Raw genomic sequence first — 26,559 nt, 5'->3', positions numbered from 1 at the left:
CGAATCTGGCGAGAGGGTCGACCTGCTGCCGCTATCCCGTATTCTCTCTCGCTGAAGCTACACATATGTTTTGCTCACACAGCGGGTTTTGCTTTTCGGTTCAAGTGTCAGACAAGTTTAGGTGGAACCCACCCCAACTTTTGAGTGTTTTGCACCTTTACTTTTAGGTCAAAAGAACACTTACTTCATAAACTGCCTTGAACGCGAAACAAAGCGTGCACATGGGATTGAAAAGCTGATCTACCGCCCACCATTAAAAGCCATTGAATATGATTTGACTAGGTGATATATCTTATTTATTCAAGGTCTATCATTTATAGCATATTCTGTACTACATTTGATTTAAGCCCTTCTTCACGACAGACTTATTCATGAAGGAACACCCGCTACGGGTGTGTTCAAACCATAGAAATCTTCACAAGGAGAAGTTCACATGACCGCACAGGTGCAAGCTGAAAGCTCTGTAGCCCACGGCGTATTCGTCAATGAGCAGTCAACCAAGGCATGGGAGGGGTTCACCCCCGGTGATTGGCAGCATGAAATTGACGTTCGCGGCTTTGTGCTCAATAATTTCACCCCCTACCTAGGTGATGCTGAGTTCCTCGCTGGGCCCACCGATAAGACCCTGCGGGTCTGGGACACCCTTGAGAAGAAATACCTCTCGGTTGAGCGTAAGCAGCGTGTTTACGATATTGATACCGACACCCCGGCTGAAATTGACGCTTTCCCGGCTGGCTACATCTCTGAGGATGACAACGTCTGCGTTGGCCTGCAGACCGACGTCCCACTCAAGCGTGCCATGATGCCTAACGGGGGTTGGCGCATGGTCGAGACCGCTATCCGTGAGGCCGGCATGGAACCTAACGAAGATATCAAGAAGATCTTCACCGAGTACCGCAAGACCCACAACCAGGCTGTCTTTGACATCTATACCCCCCGCATCCGTGCGGCCCGTTCCTCCCACATCATCACCGGCCTGCCCGATGCTTACGGCCGCGGCCGCATTATCGGTGACTACCGTCGTGTAACTCTCTACGGCGTTGATAATCTCATTGCTGATAAAGAGCGCGCTAAAGACGCAACCTTAAGCAAAGGCTTCAGTGAGCACTGGGCACGCTACCGCGAGGAGCACTCAGAGCAGATTCGTGCTCTGCAGCGCCTCAAGAAGATGGCTGAAAAGTACGGCTTCGATATCTCAGGCCCCGCTACCAATGCCCAAGAAGCAGTGCAGTGGACCTACTTCGCTTACCTAGCTTCGGTTAAGTCTCAGGACGGCGCTGCGATGTCCATCGGTCGTCTCTCCGGTTTCCTGGATATCTACTTCGAACGCGACCTGCAGGCCGGTCTCATCACTGAGACCGACGCCCAGGAAATGATTGATGCTCTTGTTATCAAGCTGCGCATCGTCCGCTTCCTGCGCACCATTGACTACGATCAGATTTTCTCAGGTGACCCCTACTGGGCAACCTGGTCAGACGGCGGCTTCTCCGCTGACGGCCGCACCCTGGTCACCAAGACCTCCTTCCGTCTGCTGCAGACTCTGCGTAACCTGGGCCCTGCTCCCGAGCCCAACATCACCATTTTCTGGGATGAAGAGTTGCCCACCGGCTACAAGGAATTCTGCTCGGCTATCTCCATTGAGACCTCTTCAATTCAGTACGAATCAGACCCTCAGATCCGCGAGCAGTGGGGTGACGATGTCGCTATCGCCTGCTGTGTCTCCCCCATGAAGATCGGCAAGCAAATGCAGTTCTTCGGCGCTCGCGTCAACGCTGCTAAGGCGCTGCTTTACGCCATGAACGGCGGCCGTGATGAAATGACCGGCAAACAGATTGTAACCGGCTACGAGCCCATCACCGGCGACGGCCCCCTCGACTTTGACGAGGTCTGGGTTAAGTACGAAGAAATGCTGGACTGGGTGATCGGTACCTACGTTGAGGCTCTGAACATCATTCACTACAGCCACGACAAGTACGCCTACGAGTCCATCGAAATGGCACTGCACGATTCAGATATCATCCGTGCCATGGGCTGCGGTATCGCAGGTCTGTCGATTGTTGCCGACTCTTTGGCAGCTATCAAGTATGCCAAGGTCACCCCCGTACGCGACGAGACCGGCCTAATCGTTGACTACATCACCGAGGGTTCGTTCCCCGCCTACGGCAACGATGATGACCGCGCCGATGATATCGCCGCAACCATCGTCCACACCGTCATGGAAAAGATCAAGGCGATCCCCCTCTACCGCGATGCGATCCCCACCCAGTCTGTCCTGACCATCACCTCCAACGTGGTCTACGGCAAGGCAACCGGTAGCTTCCCCTCAGGTCACCGCGCAGGCGAGCCCTTCTCACCCGGCGCCAACCCCGAAAACGGTATGGACACCCACGGCATGGTCGCTTCCATGCTTTCGGTCGGCAAGCTGGACTACGAGGACGCTCTGGACGGCATCTCACTCACCAACACCATCACCCCCACCGCGCTGGGGCGCACCAAGGAAGAACAGGTCAAAAACCTGGTCGGTATCCTTGACGCCGGCTTCATCCCTGAAGAAGACTAAAAAAACTAAAAGCAACCGGTGCACCGCACCACCCCACCTCAAGGAGAACACCATGGCAGTAAAGTCATACGAAGAGCGCCTAGCATCCATGAAGGCAAATCGCGCAGCAAAGACCACCCCCAAGGGTCTCTACCACGCCAACATCAACGTTCTAAACCGCGAAACCCTCGAGGACGCGATGGAGAACCCCGATAACTACCCCAACCTGACCGTGCGCGTCTCAGGTTACGCCGTGAACTTTGTTCGTCTCACCCGCGAACAGCAGATGGACGTGCTCTCACGCACCTTCCACCACGGTGCATAAGCTGTAGTGACAACAACAGACGCCACTGTATCCGTCGGCGAGCAAGATTTTGCTCCGCCGACGGATCGACATAAGGGTGCAGGCACCTGGGGCCTGGGTGAACTGACTGAACTTGAACGCGCGCAGCAACTCAAGATGATGCGTGAGGGTCAGCTGGGTTCGGTGCATTCCTGGGAGCTGGTCACTGCCGTGGACGGCCCCGGCACACGCATGACCATCTTTATGAATGGTTGCCCCCTGCGCTGCCTCTACTGCCACAACCCTGACACCTTCCACATGCGGGACGGCCAGCCTATTATGGCAGCCGACCTGATGAACAAGATTAAGCGCATGCGAAAGATCTTCCGCGCCACCGGTGGCGGTATCACCATCTCTGGTGGTGAGGTGCTGATGCAGCGCGCTTTTGCAGAGAACATTCTGATAAGTGCTAAGTCTCTGGGTATTCACACCTGCATCGACACCTCTGGCTATCTGGGCAAGAGCGCATCGGATGAGTTCCTGGAAAATGTGGACCTGGTCTTGCTGGATGTAAAGTCCGGCTCAGAAGAGGTTTACAAGAAACTCACCGGTCGCGAGCTACAGCCCACCATTGATTTCGGCGACAGGCTTTCCGCCCTGGGCAAGAAAATCTGGGTTCGCTTCGTCGCTGTGCCGGGTTACAGCGATTCGGTAGAGAACGTTGAGCAGGTGGCAGATATCGTCTGCCGCTGGAAGAACGTGGTCGAACGCGTTGAGGTGCTCCCCTTCCACCAGATGGGCACCGATAAGTGGGAATCTCTGGGTCTCAAGTACGAACTCGCAGGCGTTGAGCCACCCTCCAAGGAGGACGTTGAGCGGGTGCGCGATCAGTTCCGCGCTCGCGGTCTTGAGGTTTACTAAACCCCGGTTTTCTGAGGTCGAGATGAGAACCGGTACTGGATCAATTCAGCACCGGTCTTTGTGGGGTCAAAGTCCCTAACGAGCCAAAATCTCGTGAGCGCGAACGCGCGCCCAGCGCTCGGCCTCCAGCACGGCGTCCAGCGTCAGCTCAGAGGTTTCAGCCTGAGCACTGGAACCCTCGTGGTCTTCTAGCACCCGGGCGGTGCTCTCGATTATGTCTGTGAAGCGGATAGCCCCGGCGTGGAAGGCAGCTACGGCTTCTTCATTGGCGGCGTTGAAAACTGCCGGGAAGGTACCGCCGCGCTTTCCTGCTTGCTTAATCATCTGCACAGCGGGGAAGGCCTTGTGATCCAGGGGCTCAAAAGTCCATTCGGACGCCTGCGTCCAGTCACAGGGTTGGGCGACACCGGGAATACGGTGCGGCCACGTTAGTCCCAGTGCGATGGGGAGAAGCATGGTCGGTGGGGACGCCTGAGCAATGGTAGAACCGTCCACAAACTGCACCATGGAGTGCACCACTGACTGGCGGTGCACCGTCACGTCAATCCGATCTAGGTCGATGCCAAAGAGGTGGTGGGCTTCAAGAACTTCCAGCGCCTTATTGACCATAGACGCAGAATTGGTGGTGACGACCAGGCCCATATCCCAGGTGGGGTGTGCCAGTGCCTGAGCTGGGGTAACCTCGCGCAACTGTTCATAGCTCATGCCACGAAAGGGCCCGCCGCTGGCGGTGAGCACCAGCCGGTCAATCTCCCGGTCGGTGCCGGAGGCAAGCGCCTGGGCGAGTGCAGAATGTTCAGAATCAACGGGCACCATCGGCTGCTCTAGCGGTGAGGCATCTACCGCGGCACGTACCAGGGCGCCACCAGCAATGAGGGATTCTTTATTCGCCAGAGCCACCTGAGAACCCGTTTCAAGAGCGGCCAGGGTGGGGCGTAAGCCAATGGAACCGGTAATGCCATTGAGTATTACGTCCGCCCCAGATGAGGCAGCCTGAACTGACGCTTCAGGACCGTAGGCGATATCCGGTTGATAACTAGATAAACCCTGGGTGCGAGCTGCATCAGCAATGAGCTCGCGCAGCCGAACGGCGTCCTGCTCGCTACCGCTGGTCGCGACCAACTGCACGCGCAGTTTCACGGCCTGCTGTGCTAGAGCGGGTAGAGAGCTACTGCCAGCAGATAGTGCAAGCACCCGTAAGGGAGCATCCTCTGCCCCGCTACTGCTATCAGCTAGTGAATTGAGGTGGTCAATGACCTCAACGCCCTGAGTGCCGATAGAACCGGTAGAACCCAGCAACGCAACGGTGCGGCCCTGCCCTAAGAAATCAATCAGTTCAGGGGTGAGGGCTGTGGTGCTGGGGCTGAGGTTTTGTGTTGAACCAAATCGCATGGCTTCATTTTCTCATATCTGGCCCTTACACCAGGGCCGAGCTAACCCACAATGTCGAAGCTTTGCAGCTTCTTCTTAGAAGCCTTACCGCTCTGGTTCTGCAGACCCAGCAGTTCGGCATAAATACCGCCGGACGCCGCCAGCTCGGCGGGGGCGCCTATCTCGTCGATACGGCCGTCCTTGAGCGTGACAATGGTGTCAACAGTGGCGATAGTCGAGAGGCGGTGAGCAATAATCAGAGAGGTACGCCCCACCATCAACTCTTCAAGGCCCTTTTGAACAGCTCGTTCAGCCTTGGTATCTAGAGCCGATGTAGCTTCATCGAGAATGAGGATGGGAGCATCTTTGAGGATGGCGCGGGCTACCGCTACGCGTTGCTTCTGCCCACCAGAGAGTTTGAGGCCGCGTTCGCCAATCAGTGAGTCATAGCCGTCCGCAAATTTTGAGATGAATTCGTGGGCATTGGCTTTTTTAGCAGCAGCGATAATCTGCTCGCGGCTGGCAGCGGGGTTGGCGTAGGCGATATTCTCTGCGATGGTGCCCGAGAAGAGTGAGGCATCCTGAAAGACCATGCCAATCAGTGAACGCACAGTTTCAAGGTCACTGCCGGCAATATCCATGCCATCGACCGTGATAGAGCCGCTGCGGGCATCGTAGAGCCCTTCAAGAAGAGCCATCAGTGTGGACTTACCGCCACCGGATTCACCCACGAAAGCGATGCGCTCACTGCGTTTGATGGAGAGGTCGATCTTGTGCAGTACGTCCTCTTCACCGTTATAACCGAAAGTGACCTCATTAAAACGCACCAGCTCTTGCCCGGTTTCGGCCTGGATGGTGTGCGGGCGGGTGGGAACGTCAGTGCCAGCGGTAATGGCCAGGGCACGGGCATCGGAGTCCCGTTCCATCACGTCAAAGTAGTCCTTTGAGCCGGTGATGGCGCGCTGGGCACTGTCAACAATCCAGGACAGCGAATTGATGGGGGCTACTGCCATGGCAAGTAACTGAATAAGGAGCACCATGTCACCGATGCTGAAGTTACCCGCCAGAGTTTGCAGGAAAATGAGCAGGTAGAGCCCAAAGAAGATGAGGCTTAGGAAGGCGAGGCGGACGACATCCATGGAGTGCCAGAAGCGGGACTGCTCACGAGTTAGCCCTACCGTATTGCCAAAGTGGGTGCGGAAAAGGTCTAGTTCGCGGCGCTCGGCACCGAAAGACTTGACCACACGAATCTGACCGATGACTTCGTTGAAGCGGCCTGAAGCTATATCGATGTTCTGGTTTTTCTTACCCTCCCAGACCTGCCACTTGGCGCTAGTTTTTGAGGTTAGCCACAGGTAGACGGGGAAGATGATGATAAGGAGCAGACCCAGCGGCCAGTAGTAGATGGAGCTAATAACGATAACCGAGACGGTGGTGATAATGAGCGAGATAAAGGTATTGCTCATGGCCTTCACGAAGTTAGTTACTTCGGTGATTGAACGGTTAAGCCTCGAAATGATGGTGCCGGTCAGCTCTGTATCAAAGTACGAGAGCGGCAGTGTTAGTAGCTTCTCAAAGTAGCGAACTGATAGGATAGTTCGCATTTTTTGGCTCATCACATCACCGATGTAGCCACCAATGTTGCTGGTGAGCACGTTAAAGAGCTGGGCTACCAGGTAGGCCACTGCGAACCAGGCAATTGCCATACCTGTAGTGGGCTCAGAGCCGTTGAGGTGATTCACCACCGTATCGGTCGCACCCGAGATAATAAAGGGCGCTAAGAGGGAGCTAACTGAGGTCAGCACAGCACACACCACGATGCCGGTATAAAAGGGCCAAAGTTCTCGGGTGGCACGGATAATTCTAAGTATGCTCTTCATGGCTCTCCCTGTGCGTAGTATCGACGGTAGGCTCTTCGTGGAGTTGAGCTCTGCCCACCAAACACTACCCGTTACCCCGCCGGGCTGACCCTCCCCTCCGGTGCGTTATTCACCACCCTGCACGCCCTACCCGAGTACAACGAGGAACATTAACAAAAAATCCCCGCCGTGCACCCGTGAGGGACACCGGCGGGGAGCCTTATCGTTAGAGGCTAGCGAGCGCTCTTCTTGGTGATCACACCGTAGATCCACAGAACAATCAGGGCGCCGATAACAGCGGTGAAGATTGAACCGAGGGTTACGCCACCGACACCAGCGGTGAGGAAGGGCAGGAAGTTGCCCAGCCAGCCACCGAGCATAGCGCCTACGATACCCAGAACCATAGTGACGATGATGCCACCGCCCTGCTTGCCGGGCATAATGAGCTTAGCGAGCGCACCTGCAATGAGGCCAAGAATAATCCAACCGAGGATACCCATGAATGTATGTCCTTTCATCTGTGCTGATTATTATCAGCTGTACGTTTTTAAGCGTACACGAAACACTAAGCAATCTGTTAGTTTCTTGTCTTATGCTTTGGTCACAGTTGGGTTAACATTGGTGGGCGCCCCGTTCGGGGCGCCCACCAATGATAATGCTAGATACAGCTCTTAGTGATCGATTGCGCCTTCTGCACCGACGCCGGTGAGTGAGCGAACTTCCATCTCTGACTGCTTAGCGCTTGACTCTTCCTTGCCACCCAGTGAGCCCAGGAAGCCCAGCAGGAAGGCGGCGGGGATAGAGACGATGCCGGGGTTAGCCAGCGGGAACCAGGCAAAATCTACTCCCTTAATCATGGAGGTTTCTGCACCGGACATTACCGGCGAGAAGAGAATCAACAGAACCGAGATGCTCAGACCACCGTACATTGACCAGAGCGCACCGCGTGTCTTGAACCCCTTCCAAAAGAGGGAGTAGACGATGGTGGGCAGGTTAGCCGATGCTGCAACGGCGAAGGCAAGGGCAACCAGGAAGGCAACATTCTGACCCTGGGCACCAAGACCACCGAGGATGGACAGTGAGCCGATGACTACCACGGTTGCCTTTGCGATGCGGGTTTCCTTGAGAGGATCAGACTTACCCTTGCAGATGACATTGGTGTAGATATCGTGGGCGAAAGAAGCTGATGCTGTAATTGCGAGACCGGCAACTACTGCCAGGATGGTTGCGAAAGCAACACCTGCAATGACGCCCATCAGCAGAGAACCACCGAGTTCGTAGGCCAGCAGGGGTGCCGCTGAGTTGACGCCACCGGGTGCTGACTGGATGGCTTCCGCACCAACCATTGCTGCAGCGCCGAAGCCCAAGATTAGGGTAAAGAGGTAGAAGCAACCAATGAGGACGATAGCCCACACCACAGACTTGCGTGCTTCTTTAGCGGTGGGCACGGTGTAGAAGCGCATCAGAACGTGCGGCAGGCCAGCGGCGCCGAAGACCATCGCCATAGCGAGGGAAACGAAGTCCAGCTTGGCGATTTCGTTAACACCGTATTTGAGGCCGGGCTCTAGAATTCTAGGATCACCGGAGGTTTCAACAGCTGCGCCCAAGAGGTTTGAGAGGTTGAAACCGTTGAGAGCTAGAATCCAGACCGACATCACGGCAACACCGAAAAGCAGCAGGCAAGCCTTGATGATTTGCACCCAGGTAGTACCCTTCATGCCACCGATCATGACGTAAACAATCATGAGCAGACCAACACCGACAATAATCAACGACTGGCCGAGTTGGGAGCTAATACCCATGAGCAAGGAGACGAGCGCACCGGCACCCGCCATCTGAGCTAGCAGGTAGAAAAGTGTGACAGCAAGGGTTGAGATACAGGCTGCGATACGCACCGGACGCTGTTGCAGACGGAAGGAAAGAACGTCAGCCATGGTGAACTTACCGGTATTACGCAGGGGCTCAGCTACCAGAAGAAGTGCTACCAGCCAGGCCACGAGGAAGCCGATGGAGTAAAGGAAGCCATCGTAGCCAGTCAAAGCAATTGCACCAACGATACCCAAGAAGGAAGCCGCCGAAAGGTAGTCACCGGCGATAGCTAGACCGTTCTGGGTTCCACTGAAGGAGCGCCCGCCGGCATAGTAGTCGGCTGCAGTTTTATTATTCTTCGACGCTCTCAACACCACCACCATAGTAATGAGCACAAAAGCGCCGAAAATGGTCATGTTAATCCAGGGGGTACCCACGGTTTCGGTTGCAGCGTCTGCTGCCTGCAGGGCGCTGACCTGCATAGTAGTTATGTTCATAGTTGCCTCTTAGTTGGTCTTGCCGTGAGCGTACTGACCGTCTTCAATGTCGGTGCGTAGCTTCAGTGCCAGGGGGTCAAGTTTGCGATTTGCGAAGGATACGTACAGTGCTGTGATACCGAAAGTTGTGACAAACTGCAGCAGCCCCAGAAGAATACCGAGGTTAATGTTTCCTACCACCTGGATGCCCATTAGTCCTGGCGCATAAACGGCCAGGACTACATATGCCAGGTACCAAACAAGAAAGGCAACGGTCATGGGCATAACAAATGAACGGTGGGTTTTGCGTAGCTTAACAAAATCTTCGCCCCGTTGGGCGGCAGCGAAATCTACATGGTCGGCGTCGACCGGTAGTTTGATGGGTTCGGGTGATGCGTGTGACATCAACTACCTCCTAATGTGTAACTGTGAACACACTAGTCTGTATCGCACATCACTTGCAAGTACAGATGGCACAAAAAGGGCAGGTTCCCGTAACAACCCGGTAAACCTGCCCTCACTAGTAAAAATAAGCTCGTAACTTTTATAGCGTGTCTTGTAAATATTCGAGACACCGGCTCATAAAAGCATCAACCTGCGTTTCGTCATAGCTGTTCTTGCCCACCGCACTTCTAAAAGCCGCTGAGCGAATTTTTTGCGGTAGCAAAGTTTCACCATGCTCAACTGTGCGCAGGATGAGTCGGCAGAGTTCGTCAACATCCTGTGTCAGATAACCCTTGGTTCGTTGATGGGAGGGCCTGCGAAAACGCTCCCCATCGGGACGGTTTAAGCGCCCCCGCAGAAGCGCCCACAGCTCTTCTAGCGAATCTTGCCAGAGTTCCGCGCCATAACGCTCAATGTAAAGCCGACGCTCAACTTCAGCAAAGCGATCCTCAACTTGGTCTAGATAACTATCAACCGCCTGGGGGGTGTAACCCCCTGCTTCCGGCGTGAACACCTTATCTCGGATGGTGCGGGAGGTATGCGCAGACTGCGAGGTGCTGTGGTGTGCTAGTAGCTGCTCATAGTCATCGGCGAGTGCACCGAAAAAATCATTGACCTCGCGTACACAGTAGCCGCTTTCCTGCGGGCCCACTTTGCTCAAGTCCTCGGCAGTTGATGCCTGCTGTGACATGTTCACTCCTTGAAAGTTCTCTGCATGACCTAGAAGATAGCACCGAGTACAGCAAAAATAACGTAGCCAGTTGCAATCGCGAAAACGATGGAGTCAAGGCGATCCATAACTCCCCCATGTCCTGGAAGAAGATTAGACATATCTTTAATGCCGATTTCGCGTTTGACCATGGACTCCCCCAGGTCACCCACCGTTGAGGCAATTACCAGAAAAATGGCCACAATGATGCCGTACCACCAAGGATCACCAATCACCATTGAGCAGATGATGCCAACAATAAGTGACCCAACCATAGAGCCTGCAAAGCCCTCCCAGGTTTTTTTGGGAGATATTTTGGGAGCCATTGGGTGTTTACCCCAGAGCACACCTGCAATGTAGCCCCAGGTGTCATTGCCAATAGCCATCAGCAAAATCATGAGCACCTTACCAGCACCTGATTCTTCGCGGTAGAGCAAAAGAGCTAGCGAGATCATGAAAGGTACCCAGGACATCACAAAGATGGAACCCATGATGGACATAATCATGCCATCGCGTTTGCCAACGATGCGCCAACCAATCAGCACCAGGATTGAGGCAACCACCGCGAAAATTAACCATTGCCCACCGCCGTAGTAGGCGGCAAAAGGCATGAAAAAGGCCGTAGCGACAGCCGGGATAAGTGGCACACCCATGCCGCGTTTCTGGTTGAGACCGTGGCAAACTTCCCACGTTCCCACAGCAACAGCAGCGGCAGCCAGCAGCACAAGGACAGCAGGAAGATAAAACAAACCCACCACCAGCACCGCGCCGAGAATAACGCCGACGGTGATGGCGGCGGGTAAGTTCCTGCCAGCTTTTGATGCCTTCTTAGGCTGTTCAGTAGGCTGAGCAGTCATCGTGTTTAGACCTCGGTCAGTTCAGCTTCCTTGACCTTCAGCAGAGCGTCAATCTGATCGGTGTGCTTCTTGGTGAGGGCATCCAGTTCTTTTTCGGCGCGACTGCCATCATCTTCACCGATTTCACCATCTTTGACCAGCTTATCGATAGCGGTCTTGGCGTGACGGCGGGTGTTGCGCACAGCAACGCGTCCATCTTCTGCCTTGTGGCTAGCCATCTTAACGTACTCGCGGCGGCGCTCTTCGGTCATTTCAGGCATCACAACGCGCACAACGTTACCATCGTTAGCGGGGTTGGCACCCAAATCTGAGTTACGAATTGCCTTCTCAATGGCACCCAGTGCACTCTTGTCGTAGGGGGTGATGAGGATGGTACGGGCTTCGGGGGTCTGGAAGGACGCCAGTTGCTGCAAGGGGGTGGGGGCGCCGTAGTAGTCAGCGGTGAGGTTAGCAAAAAGCGAGGGGTTAGCGCGTCCGGTGCGGATGCTAGCGAATTCGTTCTTTAGCGCTTCAACGGACTTATCCATTTTTTCGCCGGCTTCAAGGAGGGTTTCATCAACCATCGGTGTTGTCCTTTTGGTTCTCGCCCACCGTGTAGGCGGGCTTTTTATTCAGTCCCTACCAGTCTAGTGGGTCAGACTGGTAGGGGCTAATCTCTGGCAGTTATGCGGTCACCAGTGTACCGATTTGGTCACCCAGGATGGCCCTAGCTACGTTACCCTCACCCTGCATACCGAACACACGCATCGTCACGTTGTTATCCTTGCAGAGGGAGAAAGCGGTCTGGTCCATGACTCGGATGTTACGCTTCAGGGCCTCATCGTACGTAAGGTTGTAAAGACGCTCGGCGTTGGGATCCTTGTTGGGGTCAGCAGTATAGATACCATCCACCCCGTTCTTAGCCACTAGAACCTCATCAGCATGAATTTCAAGGGCACGCTGAGCCGAAACGGTATCGGTAGAGAAGTAGGGCAAACCAGCACCAGCACCAAAGATCACAACGCGGTCTTTTTGCATGTGGCGGATGGCGCGGCGCGGAATGTAGCTCTCGGCAACTTGGTGCATAGAGATAGCCGACTGCACACGGGTATCAATACCAGCCTGTTCCAGAAAGTCCTGTAGCGCCAGAGAATTCATAACGGTGCCCAGCATGCCGATATTATCTGCACGCGAACGGTCCATACCCGCTTCTGAAAGCTCAGCACCACGGAAGAAGTTACCGCCACCCACGACAACAGCGACCTCAACTTTTCCGATGGTTGACGCAATCTGTTCAGCAATGCCTCGAACAACATCGGTTGAGATACCGACCTGTCCGCCACCAAAAACTTCACCAGAAAGCTTGAGGAGGACTCGGCGGCGTCCGGTGTCATCTTTATGAATAGGTGTGGTGGTCATGGGCCCTCCTGGCAGCTCAATGATAGGTGCAACGCCTACCGGCGCTCGCGTCGTCTCTAGCATACGACAAAGGGGAGTCCCTTGTGTAGGACTCCCCTTTGTACTCAACTTTTCTGTGCAGTATCACAGTGCCCCTTTAACAGGGCAAGGTAACTGCTCAAAGAGCGAGCTTCTCTACTTACGCACCAACACGGAAACGTTCGAAAGCGGTTGCGGTCGCACCGTTCTCTTCCAGAACTGCAGCAACAGACTTTGATGAGTCCTTTGCGAAGTCCTGGTCAACCAGAGTGTTTTCCTTGTAGAAAGACTTGAGCTTGCCTTCAATGATCTTGGGGATGATCTGCTCGGGCTTGCCTTCGCTGCGTGCGGTTTCTTCTGCAACGCGCTTTTCAGCCTCGATGTCCTCAGCTGAGATGGACTCAGAGGTGAGGTACTTGGGGCTCATTGCAGCAATGTGAACTGCTACATCGTGAGCAACGGTTTCAACGTCGTTACCAGCAACAGCCAACAGGACACCCACCTGTGCAGGCAGGTCCTTTGAGGTCTTATGCAGGTAAACAGCGATATTTTCGCCTTCAACGCGTGCTACGCGGCGAACAACGATCTTTTCGCCCAGCAGTGCGCCAGCTTCGGTGGTGAGCTCTTCAACGGTCTTACCCTCGAAGGATGCTGCATTGAGTTCGTCGATGGTTGAAGCGTTAGCTGCAACTGCTGCCTCGAGAACGTCGTTACCGAACTTAATGAAGGGGTCTGACTTAGCAACGAAGTCGGTTTCTGAGTTAACTTCGACCATGAAGCCAACACCGTTTTCAACGCGTGCGGCTACGAGACCTTCTGCGGTTGCACGGCCTTCGCGCTTGGTAACGCCCTTGAGGCCCTTAACGCGGATGATTTCCATTGCCTTCTGCTGATCGCCGTTAGCCTCGTCGAGGGCCTTCTTGACGTCGAGCATGCCAGCGCCGGTCTTTTCGCGCAGTGCTTTGATGTCTGCTGCGGTGTAGTTCGCCATTGTGAACTCCTTGATGGTTTGTGAACAGATCAAAAATCTATTGGGTACCACCGTAACCGGTGGCGGTGAGAGGATAAGGCACCCACCAAGGTGGGCGGGTGCCTTATCGTTCTCAAGCTTTACTTAGCTTCTTCTGCCTTAGCTTCTTCATCCTTAGCGGATTCGTGCTGTTCGAGCAGTTCGCGTTCCCATTCAGCCATGGGCTCTTCGGAAGCATTGGCTGACTTGCCAGCCTTCTTGTTTTCGCGTTCCAGCAGGCCCTCAGCAGCTGCATCCGCGATAACGCGGGTGAGCAGGTTGACGGAGCGGATAGCGTCGTCGTTGCCGGGGATGGGGAATGAAACTTCGTCAGGATCGCAGTTGGTGTCCAGGATGGCTACCACGGGGATGCCGAGCTTCTGAGCTTCGTCAATCGCGAGGTGTTCCTTCTTGGTGTCTACAATCCAGATGAGTGAGGGAGCCTTGGTGAGATTACGGATACCACCGAGGGTCTTCTCCAGCTTCTCGTGCTCGCGACGGAGCAGCAACAGTTCCTTCTTGGTGAACTGTGAGCCTGCTACGTCATCAAAGTCGATCTGCTCAAGTTCCTTCATACGATCGATTCGCTTGGAAACGGTCTGGAAGTTGGTGAGCATACCACCGAGCCAGCGGTGGTTAACGTAGGGCATGTTCACGCGGGTAGCCTGTTCAGCGATGGCTTCCTGAGCCTGCTTCTTGGTACCAACGAAAAGAACGGTGCCACCGTGTGCAACGGTTGCCTTAACAGCTTCGTATGCCTGGTCAATGAAGGCCAGTGACTGCTGCAGGTCGATGATGTAGATGCCGTTGCGCTCGGTGAAGATGAAGCGCTTCATTTTGGGGTTCCAGCGGCGGGTCTGGTGACCGAAGTGGACACCTGAATCGAGAAGCTGGCGCATAGTTACGACGGGCATGTCGTCTCCTTTTGAAAAGTGCCGGGCGGGCCCCTGATTCCAGGCTAACCGCGCCACGCGCATAGTAGTTATCGGTTTACATGTGGAGCGTATGGGCTTGCACCTGCTCCCCTGGTAGCGCTCAGATCCGCCCGTTAAAGGTTTAGACGGGTAATCTCAGGCCGCGACCGGTTTCCCGGACCGAACGTCCCTTATCAGTGGTAAAACTGCTTTGAGCTACGCGATGTCAGACCCGCACCAAGGCGCGGGTGGGTCTCTATGTAAAAGGATTCCCTTTGCCTCTTTCGACCATTGAAGGCTGAAAGTGTGCACACAAGTACGCACACAGGCAAACTGCAAACATCAACTATACCGCATCAAAGCCTGTTCTAACACCGATTTTTGGGGTTTTTCCTCTGGTAGGCAAGTCACTTTTAGCCCTGTCTTTTTAAGTCTAAAACTCATCTTTGAACTCCCCCTTAATAGCTACTTAATTCTTTGCACGCCGTCTTTAGCGGTCCATTTGAGCTGGGCACCGCTTGAGAAGTTCAAGGTGACACTGCCATCGGCATGAGCTGTCTCATCTGTCGTTGGAAAGCCTAACCCCGAGGTGTACCCGTTGTTTAGCCAGTAATGGTACAGTCCTCCCCCAGCAATCAGAGATTTGGTCCCGGTTGAAGGCGACCATACTAAGATGGTTTCTCTACCCTGCAAATTTCTAAACCTTTGCTGGACGCCGCCAGGTATAGCCTGTTCATCGGTAGCGGGGAAGCCCACAACCGGCGCGTGCCCCATGGCGACCCATTTGTTAAAGATTCCGCCTCGCCCGTTCATCACAGCAACGCCGGTCGAAGCAGACCAGTAGAATCGATGATCGGCACTTCCCAGGTTGAAGGTCTGCCGAGCACCGTAGGAGTAAGCAACTTCGTCTTCCGAGGGGAAGCCGTAACGAGCTGTCCCTCCCTCGCGGGTAAAGCGCCAGCCAATCGCTCCGCCTTCCCAGACGACGTGGGTTCGATGGTGGGCAGGGGTCCAATACATGGCGTATCTCCGCCCGTCAGCAAGAGCAAACTTTTGCACCGCTCCACCGGTTATAGCGGTCTCGTCCATGACGGGGTAGCCATACTTATTTTCGTATCCGCCAGCTCTGTATTTGCCGCCGATACCACCCGAGAAATTCACCGCATGGGCGCCGGTACGGGATGTCCAATAGATGACATGGTTGCGGGAGAAAATCTGTGCCACCCCGCCGTCCCTCAGAACGAGCTCGTGGGTGGTGGGATCACCGAACCTACCCTGAGCGCCGTTGGCCCAGTAATAAGCTCCGATGGCTCCCACTAGACCATAGTTTGAACGGGTATCAGGAACAGCTTGTACCGCACGAGACGCATTAACAAAACGATAACCGTTGACGTTTTTACCGGTGGTCTGCAGCGTACTCCGAATCTGCTCCACCGTGAGACTGGGGTTTCGCTCCTTCATCAGGGCGATAATTCCGGTCACGTGTGGCGCAGCCATAGAGGTCCCGTTGAGAGGGCCATAACCTGGGCCCACTTGAGTGTACCTACCCGTATTCACCGTAGACCAAACATCCGAACCAACAGCTCCACCCGGAGCGAGGACGTCAAGCATTGAGCCCCAGTTGGAATAACTAGTCATAACGTCACCGGCAGCCGTAGCCCCAACAACAATAGCGCCTAGGCAGTTAGCAGGTGAGGTACCAGCAGCATTGGCCCCGAAGTTACCAGCGGCGGCAACCACGGGTACATTCCGAGCATAAGCAGCGTTGACCGCTTCTTGAAGTACCCGAGGGCAAGTAGCTGAGTAAAAACCCTCTGAATAGTTAACGACCTTTGCAGGGGTGGGGTTAGCCGGGGCACCGGGCACGGGCACACCCGCGCTCCAGGCAATACCGGCTGCCTGGTCAGAGGTATAGGCCCTGCCATTGACACCCATAATACGAGCGTGTTGCACCTTAGCGTTGGGGGCAACACCAGCTACTCCGGTGCCATTATCTGTGTAGGCCGCCGCGATGCCGGCTACGTGGGTGCCGTGCCACATCGAGGCCGGGACTTGGGGCCCCCAATCACCCTCATCGTTAGGGTTCGGGTCCCATCCATCGCCGTCCCTACTCTGGCCAGCGGAGACGAAGTCGTGGCCAGCTAGCGTTTTACCAGAAAGCTCAGGGTGCCCGGTTTGGCCGGTATCTGCGATACCGATAACCACGCCCTCACCGGTTGCATAACGCCAGGCACCTGCCGCATCGATAGCTCGCATATTCCACTGGTAGCCAGCATAGTAGGGGTCATTCGGTGGGTTTCTAGGAGTAGCCGCTTGAGGAGCGTTGATGATGTAGTCAGGCTCTGCATATTCAACGGCGGGGTCAGCTTCCAAGGTCTCAATCATCCGATCCAGCTCCGTTTCATCCAGCATCTGGTCTGCTTCAAGCACCAGCGCGCCACCCACTGTCTCCTTCAAAGGCTCAAGAGACTCGGTTGCCACCGCTTCATCAGCCGCCACTTCAGCAACAGCCACATTTCGCTGAAGGGGTGCGGCATCGTCTTGGAACTTGACGATAATACGGTCTGTACTTTCATCAAAGCTAGGAGCGTAAGTGGTGGTTGCTTCGCCGTTATCACCAGCTTCAGGGCCGTTGGCAGCAGGGCCTTGAAAGGTCTGAGTCGAGGCAGCCGGGGCATCTGCTGGCGCCGCGGTGGCAGGCAAGCTCAAATTTGATACTAGAAGCCCCGTAGCGAGAGCCACAGAGCAGATTCCAACCAGGTTCTTTTGGGGGTTTGAGAGGTGCATGAAGTGTTCCCTTGGAAAGGTGATGATGATTACTAGGCTACCGGATACACCAAGGGGTTGAGCGGAGCACTTCCTCGGATTTTATGGTTCGATACCTTCCCATGTCACTTTTCCACTGGTATAGGTTGAAGCGTTCGCCAGGCGCAGGGTAAGAGGTGCCATAGCGAAGGAAGATGACACAATGAAGCTTTATATCCGGAAGACGAAGCATCTATGCCTTTTAGCGGTTTTACTCGCCGTTTTTCTACTAGCAGCCCCCAGCAGTGATGCGGTAGATGGCAGGACGCCGCGGTGGCAAGCCCCGGTGACTGGTCCGCTAAGCGTTGTTAGGGAGTTTCAAAAGCCTGAGCAGAAGTGGTCGCCAGGTCACCGCGGGGTGGATCTCATACTGCCGGAAAATTTTATGGTGCGCTCCCCTGAAGCTGGGGTCATCACTTTTTCGGGCACCGTGGTGGACCGTCATGTCATGACCGTTGAGCACCCAGACGGGCACAAATCATCGTTTGAACCGGTGACCGATACCCTCCCGGTAGGTACTGAGGTTCAAGCGGGGCAGATTATCGCTCAGCTTGATCAAGAGGTAGCTCACTGCCAGCCTGCGGTCTGCCTGCACTGGGGGGTTCGTCAAGGACCAGACGACTACGTTAACCCCCTGCTCTTTTTGGGGTTAGCCGATCCCAGCGTTCTCCTACCCATAGGCGATGATTTTGCGGCCTAGGTAGTTTTCGTTCATCGGTCAGCACGGACATCTTGATCGGTATAAAAAACCGCCCCCATCAGGTTATATCGTCTAACCTAATGGAAGCGGTTTATGCTGTAGGGCCTGCGGGGCTTGAACCCGCGACCAAGGGATTATGAGTCCCCTGCTCTGACCAGCTGAGCTAAGGCCCCCCGCTCACGCGCAATTTAGCAGTGCAAGCGTTATCAAGAATACCCCACAGGGACTGCTCTAGAAAAATTTGTTGCCTACGTGGCTAACGACGACCAGCTACAAAATCATGGTAAGCCTGGTTCGATACGTAGAGAGATTCAAAGGTTTGCCAGGTCTTCTCGGCTGCGTGCTTCTCAATCATTCGATGAGAGTGTTGGCCCATTTTGGTTCTGTTTTCCTCTGACAGAAGCAACACCGCAGCTAATTTTTCTGCTAAATCCTGGGGGTTGCCCGGCTCGAAGAGGTAACCGTTCTGCCCCTCTTCTACAAGGTGGGGTAGTGCAAGTGCGTTGGCCAAAACAACGGGTTTAGATGCACTCATCGCTTCAAGCGTGACGAGAGATTGCAACTCAGCGGTACCAGGCTGACAGAAGACGTCAGCGCGCAAGTAGCCGTCCCGTAGCTGCTCGTCGGTGACATACCCCAAGAATCTCACGCGGTGCTCAACACCGCATTCATGCGCCTTAACCTGTAAGCTCTCCAGGATTTCACCGCTGCCAGCTACTTCAAGAACCGTGTGGTTCAAAGACTCAGGAAGTAGTGCAAGCGCTTCGATGAGAACATCCACATTTTTTTCGACCGCCAGGCGACCAGCAAAGAAGATAAGAAGCTCCCGAGGGTCTTTCTCAACCGTTTCACCGGGAGCAAGCTCGTAGTTCTCACTCTGAATACCGTTAGACACTGGCATGACCAGGCGCTTAAATTTACCTGAAGCGCGCATAGCATCAGCCCCGATTTGAGTGGGGTTAGTGACCACCGCCGCCTGAGAAAGCACTCGGCGCATATCGCTCCATGAAGCTTTCTCCACCAGGTCCTTGCCCCACTGAGGAAAGGGCAGGAAGGGGTTGATGTTAGCTGGCATCACGTGGTTGGTGGCGATAACACGTATCCCGTATTTCTTACCGATTCTGGCGAGCACCCTGCCGATGATGTAGTGGCACTGAACATGAATAACATCGGGTTTAATGCGTTGCACGATACGTTCAGCGTCTTTGTAAATTTCCCACGGAAAACTCAAACGCATGTAGGAGTGGGTGACCACCTTGTGCGAGCGCACGCGGTGCTCTGTTAGGCCGTCTACGTCAAAGGACGTTGTTGTACCTGCTTCTTGACGGGACGCCATGACGTGAACCGTGTGCCCCCGATCTTTCATGGCTCGTGCTAGACGGTGGGAGAACTGCGCTGCACCATTGACATCGGGAGGGTAGGTATCAGCACCAATAAGGATGGTGAGGGGCTGCGTGGCCATTGATGTGGTCACCTTTAAGGGTTGAAGAGAGGGGGCTTGCTACCATCAAGACACTACCGGATTGATTGATTTTTTGCAGGTTCAGTGCAGATAGCTCGTTCACTCTAACCCAATTGCAAGCCCCACTATTTCAGCAAAAACCCGCCGTCCTTTCTTTCTCAGAAAGGACGACGGGCGCATACTCGTAAGTCAGTGAGGCTTACTTGCGACGAACGAGCTTGCCCAGGAATACGAAGAAGGCACCGAGGGAAGCTACCAGAGCGGCAAAGGACTTCCAGTGGGCCTGCAGGGTTTCAGGGTCAGATACATTGTTAACCAGGTTCCTGCCGTTGGCAGCCGCAGTAGATGCCGCAGTCGCAGGGGTGTTCTTGGCACTGTACTTAGCCTCCTGGCTCAGGCCCTTAGCGCGGGTCTGAACGTCGTTGGCGTGGTTTTCGATGTCATCGCGCAGGGTCTTGAGGTGTTCACGACGCTGCTTGGTGCGCTGGATGAGCTGTTCCTTGTTAGGAGCAGGAGCGGCAGGGGTCTTCTCAGAGTCCTCGCTCTTATTCTCTCCTGATTCAGCCTTCTTAGCTTCAGCCTTTTCAGCCTGCTCACGCTTGACTCGCTTTGAAGTCATTGCTGAGCCTTCCTTGAGCACGCCGAGGTCGTAGAGTACACCGAAGATTGCTGATTCAGGCTTGAAAGGAAGCTGTTTCATGATCATCTTGTAACCGACGAAGCCCAGCACGGCAGCTAACAGGAGGAAAAGCCCCACCAGTACGAGGGCAGCTGCCCAGTTAGGCATGATTGCGGCAAGACCGACGTAAGCAAGGATGACCAGAGCGATGGCCATGAAAAGTGCGAAGATGACGGCTACAGCAGCTACTGCAGCGCCCTTACCTACCGCGATGCACTTTTCTTTGACCTCAATTTTGGCAATGGCAACTTCGTCTTTAAGCTGTTTGGGGGCAAGGCGGGTAAGAACCTTGCCTGCATCAACAACCTGGGTCGCACTGGATTTGATGTTGTTGATGCCCGCGCGGATACCGCGGTTAGCGGCAGGCATTTCTTCGGCGCGGACGCTCTGAGCACGAGTTTGCCCAATAGGATCCATCGGAGTGGTCATGAGCCACCTCTCTTTGCATTATAAGTGTGCTTGTGTACTGCTTATACCAAGTTATCAGTTTACTCCGCTGATAGCCCTATTAGGGGAGATACTTCACGCCCTGGAGGTAATTATTTACCTATCGTTATGCACCCTGCTCATCCAGCCAGCCCTGGTAGCTTCCTTCAAGTTCCAGCACCTTGTAACCTGCTCGACGCAGACCACTAGCCACTACCGAATTGCGCACACCTGATTGGCAAAAAGTCACCAGGGTTGAACCAGTCTGCGGTAGCTCATTGAGGCGCCAGAGCGCTGACCCGCCAGATAGCTGCTGTGCCCCAGGGATACTGCCGGCAGCGTACTCCCCCTTGCCGCGCACATCAACGAGGGCATCGTAACCGGTGTGATCTAAATCAGCCGGAACGATGGTTTCTGGCTGATAGTTCGCCAACTCAGCGATATCAGAGGTAAAGAAACGCACCGTATCAATACCAACACGGTAGAGAGCGTCCCTAAATTGAGCCGCGTTAGCTTCACCATCAAAAGTGACGATAAGAGGGCGTTGCTCACGCTCCGGGTCGATTACCCAGGCAGCAAAATTGGAGGCTTGTTGCCCTGCCGGAACGTTCAATGCACCTTTAACAGTTCCCCTGTGGACGCTGTGCTGGTCACGGGTATCAACCAGTAGAGCTGACCCGTCACTCAACATATTCTTGACCTGTTCAACATCCAGCTTTTCGGGATGGGCAGGTTGTCCTATGAGCGCTGGGCCCAGCCGGTTCTCTTTTTTCATGCGCGCAAAGTAGGCATGTGCGTCCGGCTGTCCGTCCAGAAGTTCATCAATGAACCCTTGCTCATCGTCGTTTTCAAGATAAGGCGCCCACCATGCGAAAGCTTTTTGGTAGCCCACGGTGCTGGTGGGCACCGCTCCCAAGGCCTTACCGCAGGGGCTACCTGCACCGTGCGCCGGGTAAATCTGCACGTAATCCGGTAGGGGCATGAAGACTCTCTTGAGGCTTGCAAAGAGATCTTTTGCGCCCGCAAAGCGAGTGTCTTTGCCACCTGCTGCCTCATCGAGCAGGTCTGGCCGCCCCAGATCTCCCACAAACACAAAGTCACCGGTCAGCATATAGCCGGGCTGATCTGCCACCGCACCGTCGGTCACGAGAAAGGACAGGTGTTCAGGGGTGTGGCCCGGGGTGTGCTGAGCTGTAAGGGTAATGTTGCCCAGCTGGATAGTGTCGCCGTGGTGGATTCTCGTACCGTCAAAGTCGTACTGCCAGTCAGTTCCACCCTCCCCCGAGAGGTAAACGGTGGCGCCGGTTGACGATGCCAGTTCGCGGGTTCCCGATAGGTAGTCCGCGTGGATGTGGGTTTCAGTGACAGCAATAATGTCCATGCCATTTTTGGCAGCTAGATCAAGGTAAACCTGAATGTCACGGCGGGCATCGACCACAATGGCTTGGCCTTTGCGCTGGCAGCCAATGAAGTAGCTTGCCTGTGCTAGTCCCTCTTCATAAATTCGTTCAAAAAGCATGATGACTCCTATCAGTTATAAATAATACCCCTGGGGGTATTATTGAGCATAGCAAAATACCACCTAAAGTCAAACCCCCGGGGGTATACTAAACAGAGCAACACAAGGAGAAAATCGTGCAACTTGAACCAGATAACATCAGACCTGCCATCAACCGCCTCAAAAGAGCCCAAGGGCAATTGGGTGGCATCATCCGCATGCTGGAAGAGGGTGCGGACTGCCAGCAGGTCGTAAACCAGCTTGCCGCAGCATCCAAAGCCGTAGACCGGGCAAGTTTTGCCATCGTCGCCGCTGGGCTACAGCAGTGCTTGACCGCCGAAGAACCAGAAATGAGCCCAGAGCAACTAGAAAAGATGTTCCTCTCACTAGCGTAAACAGAACTACCTGCCGACACAGGCGCAAAAAAGCCGCCGGAACCATATGGCTCCGGCGGCTTTATCTATCGCCTAAGCGTTGTGCTGGCGCAGGCGAACCTGAGCTTCTTTCAAGCTCACTTCACCCTGGCGGTTATAAGGCAGCTTTTGCAGAGCCGCCCCCATGGCACAGGTATTACTCAGCGCAGCAAAGCTCAGACCACCACCGATAGCCCCGGCAACATACTTGGCTTTAGGAGCTACTGCACTCAAGGCAATACTGCTGAGCACCAGTGAACCAGCTACTAAACGCACCTGGCGCTCAAGATCCCAACGAGTGGGGCCCGCCTTAATAGCACCCTGCGCTGATTTCCACGCTTCAATACCGCCGGTCAAGACGCTGGTGTCGAGCACACCCACCCCGGCCAGTAGCTTCTGAGCTCTCTGCGCTCTGGCACCCGAACGGCAAATAATAATGGTTTCCTCATTAATGTGAGCGCTGAGATCCTCGGGATGCTTTTCAATCAGCGCCAAAGGCACATTGATACTCCGCGGAATATGGGCACTTTCAAACTCAGCCGCTGTTCTTACGTCAAGCAGCAGGGCCTTGCCCTCGATGCGCATCTGCTCCAAACGGGCTGAGTCGATTGACTGAGGTAACGATGATTCGATGGTCATATCATTTTCCTTTGATGTAGTAATTAGATGATGGCTAGAAAACTGTTAATAGCGGTGTAGATAGCTACAAGGTACAGCAGAGTGGCGAAAGCTAGCTTGAGCATTTTCTGAGGCACCTTGGCACCAATCCTGGTTCCGATGAGTGTAGCAAGTACCGTCGAGCCGGCCACAACACTCAATACACCCCAGTCCAGCTGACTTAACTGGGCAAAACCAGCGCCCAACCCCGCGACGGAATTGATAAAGATGACAACCAGCGAGGTGCCCACCGCACGCCGCATACTCAAGCCCATCAGCAGAGTAAGCATCGGAACAATCATGAAACCACCACCCACACCAAAGAAGCCTACGAGGACACCCACTAAGAGAGCAGCCAGAGTAATTTTAATGGCACCTGCAAATCTGCCCACACTTCTATCACTGAAGTCGACTCGTGAGCCAGCGACGGCATTTTTAATCATGAGGCTAGCTATCACTACCAAAAGGGCAGCAAAGGTGAGCATGAGAGCGCTGCCATCTACTCCCCCAGCAAGATAGCGTCCACCATAGGTGCCAGCAATCCCCAGCATGCCGAACAGCACGCCTTTACCTAGGTCTACTGAACCCATTTTTGCATGGTTGACAATACCCGAAAGTGTGCCAGCTACCATCACGACCAGTGAGCCGAGCGTGGCATCCTGTGGCTCAAAGCCAAAAATAAACACTAGAGCTGGCACAGCAAGAATTGCCCCGCCACCGCCCAGGGCACCCATGAGCAGGCCGATAACGGCTCCTAGCAGCACAGCGAGTAGCATACATACCTTTCAGCTGATTAACCTACCTCCCAAACCATACCCCTAGGGGTATTTTTTTTCAAGTAGTCAAGAAGAAAAGGGCGGTGGGGGAGGATTGCCAAATACGACTGCGCATCTTTGGGGTGCACGCTCGGATTCTAAGACCTGCGGAGTGATTGCTGGTTAAAGAAAAAGACCCAGCTAAAAAGCTGGGTCTTATTGCTTGCTCCCCCGACTGGACTCGAACCAGTAACCCTTCGATTAACAGTCGAATGCTCTGCCAATTGAGCTACGGGGGAATGTTTAAGGTGATATTTTCATCTCCGCAACGAGTAATAACTTTACTGGAGTTGCTTCAACCTCGCAAATCGAAATTCCGTAAGCTCAGTCACACATCACGCGGTTTGGTGGAAGTTAGTCTTGTCCTTGCATTTTTTTGCGTCGCTGCATTTCTAGTTCCAGTAGTTGTTGTTGGATTTGCCGGTATTCTTCGGGTTCGGTGGCGGCGTTAGTCCGTTGCAGTCTCATAAGTAGGTCTGATTTTTGGCGAGTGATTTGTTGCTCAAAGAGACGGTTGAGAATATCGCGGGAGTAGCGCACTAGCTGGTCGACCGTGCGCGCGGGGATGGGAGCCACGGTGAGCTGGGCGATGAGAGCGTGCACTTCCTCTGGGGCATGGGCTCGGACGGTGTTGACCCAGACGTGACCGGGAACGGGGGCCATGGTGCTTGCTGCACCGATAATCCCCTGCCCCACCCCAGCGTGCATGCGGTAGCGGTACTGCACGGTGGCGAGTTCCTGCCACTGTTCGACACTGAGATAGTCAGGCTTTTGCACCACGATTTCTAAGGCATCGCGTTCTAGCTTGGCGAGAGGGTCGCTCATGTCGGGCTGCTCGAAGGGGTTTTCTTGGGCTCTCTGCTCTGTTTCTTCACCTGCCTGTCGGGCTGCACGTTCAGCTTCTGCAGCTTCAGCTTTTTGGCTAGCAGAGAGTTGCGGGTGGTTAAGGGCATAGGTGACGGCGCGCTGCACTTCACCGATGTCTAAGCCCAGCTGGCCTGCTACCTGCCGAACGTAGGCTGGGCGCAGGGCGGCGTCCTTAATGCCCGCGATGATAGGAGCGATGGCCCGCATGCCGCGCACTCGCCCTTCAAGGGAATCAAGATCAAAGTCAGCTAGGGTGGCATCGATGGCGAATTCAAAGAGCGGACGGCGGGACTCAATCAGCGAACGCACGGCGGCGTCTCCCCGGGCTAGACGCAGATCGCACGGATCCATGCCGTCTTTAGCAACGGCAACATAGGTTTGAGCGACAAAGCGCTGGTCTTCGGCGAAGGCGTGCAAGGCAGCTTTTTGCCCGGCGGCATCACCATCGAAGGTGAAGATGACTTCTCCACCGCTACCGTCATCCGAGATGAGGCGGCGCATGATTTTGATGTGGTCGGTGCCAAAAGCGGTGCCGCAGGTGGCAACCGCTGTATCAACCCCGGCCAGGTGGGCTGCCATGACATCGGTGTACCCTTCAACCACCACAATCTTTTTCTGGCGGGAGATGTTACGTTTTGCCAGGTCGATGCCGTAGAGCACCTGGGATTTTTTGTAGAGTTGGGTTTCGGGGGTGTTGAGGTACTTAGGGCCTTGATCATCATCAAAGAGCTTGCGAGCGCCAAAGCCGATGGTTTCCCCGGCAATACCGCGAATGGGCCAGACCAGCCTGCCGCGAAAACGGTCATAGAGCCCGCGGTTGCCCTCTGAGAACATGCCGGTGGCGCGTAACTCATCGGTGGTGAAGCCTTTGTTCTGCAGATATTTGAGCAGATTATCCCAGCCCTTGGGGGCATAGCCTACCCCGAATTTTTGGCTGGATGCCGGGTCAAACCCGCGCCCGCCCAGGAACTTTTGAGCCGGGGCAGCGGCGGGGGTGTAGAGGTTTTTTTGAAAGAATTCGGCGGCTATTTTGTGGGCGTCCAGTAGACGCTGCCGACGGCCGACCTCTTCTTTGGTTTGGCCGGTGCCCTGTTCGTAATGCAGTTCATAGCCGATACGGGCTGCCAGTTTTTCTACCGTTTCGGTGAAGGGAGTATGGTCCATTTCCATGACGAAGGAAATGACATCACCTGATTCGCCGCAGCCGAAGCAGTGGTAGGTGCCCATCTGGGGGCGCACGTGGAAGGAGGGGGTGCGCTCGTCATGGAAGGGGCAGAGCCCTTTGAAAGAGCCGATGCCAGCGCTTTTGAGGGTTACATATCCTTCAACAATCTCGCGGATATCGGTGCGCGAGCGTACCTCATCAATGTCTTCACGTTTAATTAAGCCAGCCACCCTACCAGTGTAGTTGAAGGCGTCAAACGCGGTTATTCATCGTCGAGGGGGCCAGGGCGAGTGCGCCCCATCCCGAAGCTTTCGGGTGAAAGGGCGATGAGTAGGGTCACGATAAAGGCGGTGAATCCCCATACCCATCGTCCGGTGACTGCACCCACCAGTACGCCAATCATGAGGCTGGATACCGCCGCTAGGGCGAGCTGTTTGAAAGATTTTTTATATCTCATTCTTCTAC

Annotated in this window: 24 protein-coding genes and 2 tRNA genes; 5 read left to right on the top strand and 21 right to left on the bottom strand. The window is 54.7% G+C overall.

Annotation, left to right across the window (positions count from 1 at the left end; genetic code table 11):
- Window positions 1–433: 433 nt before the first annotated feature.
- The 3 genes from VVR27_RS03470 to pflA are packed head-to-tail and all read left to right on the top strand — an operon-like array spanning window position 434 to window position 3,743.
- Window positions 434–2,560 (top strand): pyruvate formate lyase family protein, encoded by a 2,127-nt coding sequence (locus VVR27_RS03470; protein ID WP_368547081.1) that lies wholly within the window; start codon window positions 434–436, stop codon window positions 2,558–2,560.
- Between the two features lie 52 nt (window positions 2,561–2,612).
- Window positions 2,613–2,864 (top strand): autonomous glycyl radical cofactor GrcA2, encoded by a 252-nt coding sequence (grcA2, locus tag VVR27_RS03465; protein WP_251380785.1) that lies wholly within the window; start codon window positions 2,613–2,615, stop codon window positions 2,862–2,864.
- Between the two features lie 6 nt (window positions 2,865–2,870).
- The gene (pflA, locus tag VVR27_RS03460) at window positions 2,871–3,743 is read left to right on the top strand and encodes a pyruvate formate-lyase-activating protein (RefSeq protein WP_368547080.1); all 873 of its coding nucleotides are present in this window, start codon (window positions 2,871–2,873) and stop codon (window positions 3,741–3,743) included.
- Between the two features lie 75 nt (window positions 3,744–3,818).
- Here the strand turns inward: pflA and dxr are convergent, their stop codons facing one another.
- The 12 genes from dxr to VVR27_RS03400 all read right to left on the bottom strand — a co-directional run bounded on the left by dxr (window position 3,819) and on the right by VVR27_RS03400 (window position 17,394).
- On the bottom strand, window positions 3,819–5,135 hold the full coding sequence (gene dxr, locus VVR27_RS03455) for a 1-deoxy-D-xylulose-5-phosphate reductoisomerase (RefSeq protein ID WP_368547079.1): 1,317 nt from the start codon (window positions 5,133–5,135) through the stop codon (window positions 3,819–3,821).
- Window positions 5,136–5,176: 41 nt separating this feature from the next.
- Window positions 5,177–6,994, bottom strand: a complete 1,818-nt coding sequence (locus VVR27_RS03450) for an ABC transporter ATP-binding protein (RefSeq protein ID WP_368547078.1) — start codon at window positions 6,992–6,994, stop codon at window positions 5,177–5,179.
- A gap of 212 nt (window positions 6,995–7,206) precedes the next feature.
- The gene (locus VVR27_RS03445; protein ID WP_237203598.1) at window positions 7,207–7,473 is read right to left on the bottom strand and encodes a GlsB/YeaQ/YmgE family stress response membrane protein; all 267 of its coding nucleotides are present in this window, start codon (window positions 7,471–7,473) and stop codon (window positions 7,207–7,209) included.
- 171 nt (window positions 7,474–7,644) lie between these two features.
- The gene (locus VVR27_RS03440; protein ID WP_368547161.1) at window positions 7,645–9,264 is read right to left on the bottom strand and encodes a cation acetate symporter; all 1,620 of its coding nucleotides are present in this window, start codon (window positions 9,262–9,264) and stop codon (window positions 7,645–7,647) included.
- A gap of 24 nt (window positions 9,265–9,288) precedes the next feature.
- The gene (locus tag VVR27_RS03435; RefSeq protein ID WP_346872685.1) at window positions 9,289–9,663 is read right to left on the bottom strand and encodes a DUF485 domain-containing protein; all 375 of its coding nucleotides are present in this window, start codon (window positions 9,661–9,663) and stop codon (window positions 9,289–9,291) included.
- A 139-nt stretch (window positions 9,664–9,802) separates the two neighbouring features.
- Entirely contained in the window at window positions 9,803–10,393 is a 591-nt protein-coding gene (locus tag VVR27_RS03430; RefSeq protein WP_368547077.1) for a DivIVA domain-containing protein, read from the bottom strand.
- 29 nt (window positions 10,394–10,422) lie between these two features.
- On the bottom strand, window positions 10,423–11,268 hold the full coding sequence (locus VVR27_RS03425; RefSeq protein ID WP_346872687.1) for a phosphatidate cytidylyltransferase: 846 nt from the start codon (window positions 11,266–11,268) through the stop codon (window positions 10,423–10,425).
- 5 nt (window positions 11,269–11,273) lie between these two features.
- The gene (frr, locus tag VVR27_RS03420; RefSeq protein ID WP_368547076.1) at window positions 11,274–11,831 is read right to left on the bottom strand and encodes a ribosome recycling factor; all 558 of its coding nucleotides are present in this window, start codon (window positions 11,829–11,831) and stop codon (window positions 11,274–11,276) included.
- Window positions 11,832–11,931: 100 nt separating this feature from the next.
- Window positions 11,932–12,666: a UMP kinase gene (gene pyrH, locus VVR27_RS03415; protein WP_237203470.1), complete on the bottom strand. Its 735-nt coding sequence runs from the start codon at window positions 12,664–12,666 to the stop codon at window positions 11,932–11,934.
- A 178-nt stretch (window positions 12,667–12,844) separates the two neighbouring features.
- The gene (gene tsf / locus VVR27_RS03410) at window positions 12,845–13,675 is read right to left on the bottom strand and encodes a translation elongation factor Ts (protein WP_368547075.1); all 831 of its coding nucleotides are present in this window, start codon (window positions 13,673–13,675) and stop codon (window positions 12,845–12,847) included.
- A 119-nt stretch (window positions 13,676–13,794) separates the two neighbouring features.
- Window positions 13,795–14,607, bottom strand: a complete 813-nt coding sequence (gene rpsB / locus VVR27_RS03405; protein ID WP_368547074.1) for a 30S ribosomal protein S2 — start codon at window positions 14,605–14,607, stop codon at window positions 13,795–13,797.
- A 465-nt stretch (window positions 14,608–15,072) separates the two neighbouring features.
- A complete protein-coding gene (locus VVR27_RS03400) occupies window positions 15,073–17,394 on the bottom strand; it encodes a S8 family serine peptidase (protein WP_368547073.1) in 2,322 nt (773 codons plus the stop codon).
- Between the two features lie 376 nt (window positions 17,395–17,770).
- On the opposite strand from VVR27_RS03400, the gene VVR27_RS03395 reads away from it, so the two are divergent.
- The gene (locus VVR27_RS03395) at window positions 17,771–18,112 is read left to right on the top strand and encodes a M23 family metallopeptidase (protein WP_368547072.1); all 342 of its coding nucleotides are present in this window, start codon (window positions 17,771–17,773) and stop codon (window positions 18,110–18,112) included.
- A gap of 99 nt (window positions 18,113–18,211) precedes the next feature.
- Here VVR27_RS03395 and VVR27_RS03390 read toward each other — a convergent pair.
- The 4 genes from VVR27_RS03390 to VVR27_RS03375 form a co-directional block, all read right to left on the bottom strand.
- A tRNA-Ile gene (locus VVR27_RS03390) sits at window positions 18,212–18,285 on the bottom strand.
- Between the two features lie 83 nt (window positions 18,286–18,368).
- Window positions 18,369–19,574: a glycosyltransferase gene (locus VVR27_RS03385; protein ID WP_368547071.1), complete on the bottom strand. Its 1,206-nt coding sequence runs from the start codon at window positions 19,572–19,574 to the stop codon at window positions 18,369–18,371.
- Between the two features lie 199 nt (window positions 19,575–19,773).
- Window positions 19,774–20,682, bottom strand: a complete 909-nt coding sequence (locus VVR27_RS03380; RefSeq protein WP_368547070.1) for a phage holin family protein — start codon at window positions 20,680–20,682, stop codon at window positions 19,774–19,776.
- A gap of 124 nt (window positions 20,683–20,806) precedes the next feature.
- The gene (locus VVR27_RS03375) at window positions 20,807–22,198 is read right to left on the bottom strand and encodes a rhodanese-like domain-containing protein (RefSeq protein ID WP_368547069.1); all 1,392 of its coding nucleotides are present in this window, start codon (window positions 22,196–22,198) and stop codon (window positions 20,807–20,809) included.
- 116 nt (window positions 22,199–22,314) lie between these two features.
- Between VVR27_RS03375 and VVR27_RS03370 the strand changes: the two genes are divergently transcribed.
- On the top strand, window positions 22,315–22,572 hold the full coding sequence (locus VVR27_RS03370) for a metal-sensitive transcriptional regulator (protein WP_251380766.1): 258 nt from the start codon (window positions 22,315–22,317) through the stop codon (window positions 22,570–22,572).
- A gap of 72 nt (window positions 22,573–22,644) precedes the next feature.
- On the opposite strand, the gene VVR27_RS03365 is transcribed toward VVR27_RS03370, so the two are convergent.
- From VVR27_RS03365 to VVR27_RS03345, 5 genes are all read right to left on the bottom strand, one after another.
- A complete protein-coding gene (locus VVR27_RS03365; RefSeq protein WP_368547068.1) occupies window positions 22,645–23,229 on the bottom strand; it encodes a rhodanese-like domain-containing protein in 585 nt (194 codons plus the stop codon).
- A 23-nt stretch (window positions 23,230–23,252) separates the two neighbouring features.
- Window positions 23,253–24,023, bottom strand: coding sequence for a sulfite exporter TauE/SafE family protein (locus tag VVR27_RS03360; protein WP_368547067.1), 771 nt, complete (start codon window positions 24,021–24,023; stop codon window positions 23,253–23,255).
- 205 nt (window positions 24,024–24,228) lie between these two features.
- A tRNA-Asn gene (locus VVR27_RS03355) sits at window positions 24,229–24,301 on the bottom strand.
- A gap of 115 nt (window positions 24,302–24,416) precedes the next feature.
- Complete coding sequence (dnaG, locus tag VVR27_RS03350; RefSeq protein WP_368547066.1) at window positions 24,417–26,324, bottom strand: DNA primase; 1,908 nt, start codon at window positions 26,322–26,324, stop codon at window positions 24,417–24,419.
- A gap of 32 nt (window positions 26,325–26,356) precedes the next feature.
- On the bottom strand, window positions 26,357–26,551 hold the full coding sequence (locus VVR27_RS03345; RefSeq protein ID WP_368547065.1) for a hypothetical protein: 195 nt from the start codon (window positions 26,549–26,551) through the stop codon (window positions 26,357–26,359).
- Window positions 26,552–26,559: the final 8 nt, after the last annotated feature.

The sequence above is a fragment of the Rothia sp. LK2492 genome (genome assembly GCF_040946345.1).
GTDB classification, from domain to species: domain Bacteria; phylum Actinomycetota; class Actinomycetes; order Actinomycetales; family Micrococcaceae; genus Rothia; species Rothia endophytica.
Note: the sequence above shows the minus strand (reverse complement) of the source record. Positions and strands in the feature narration are given on the sequence as shown.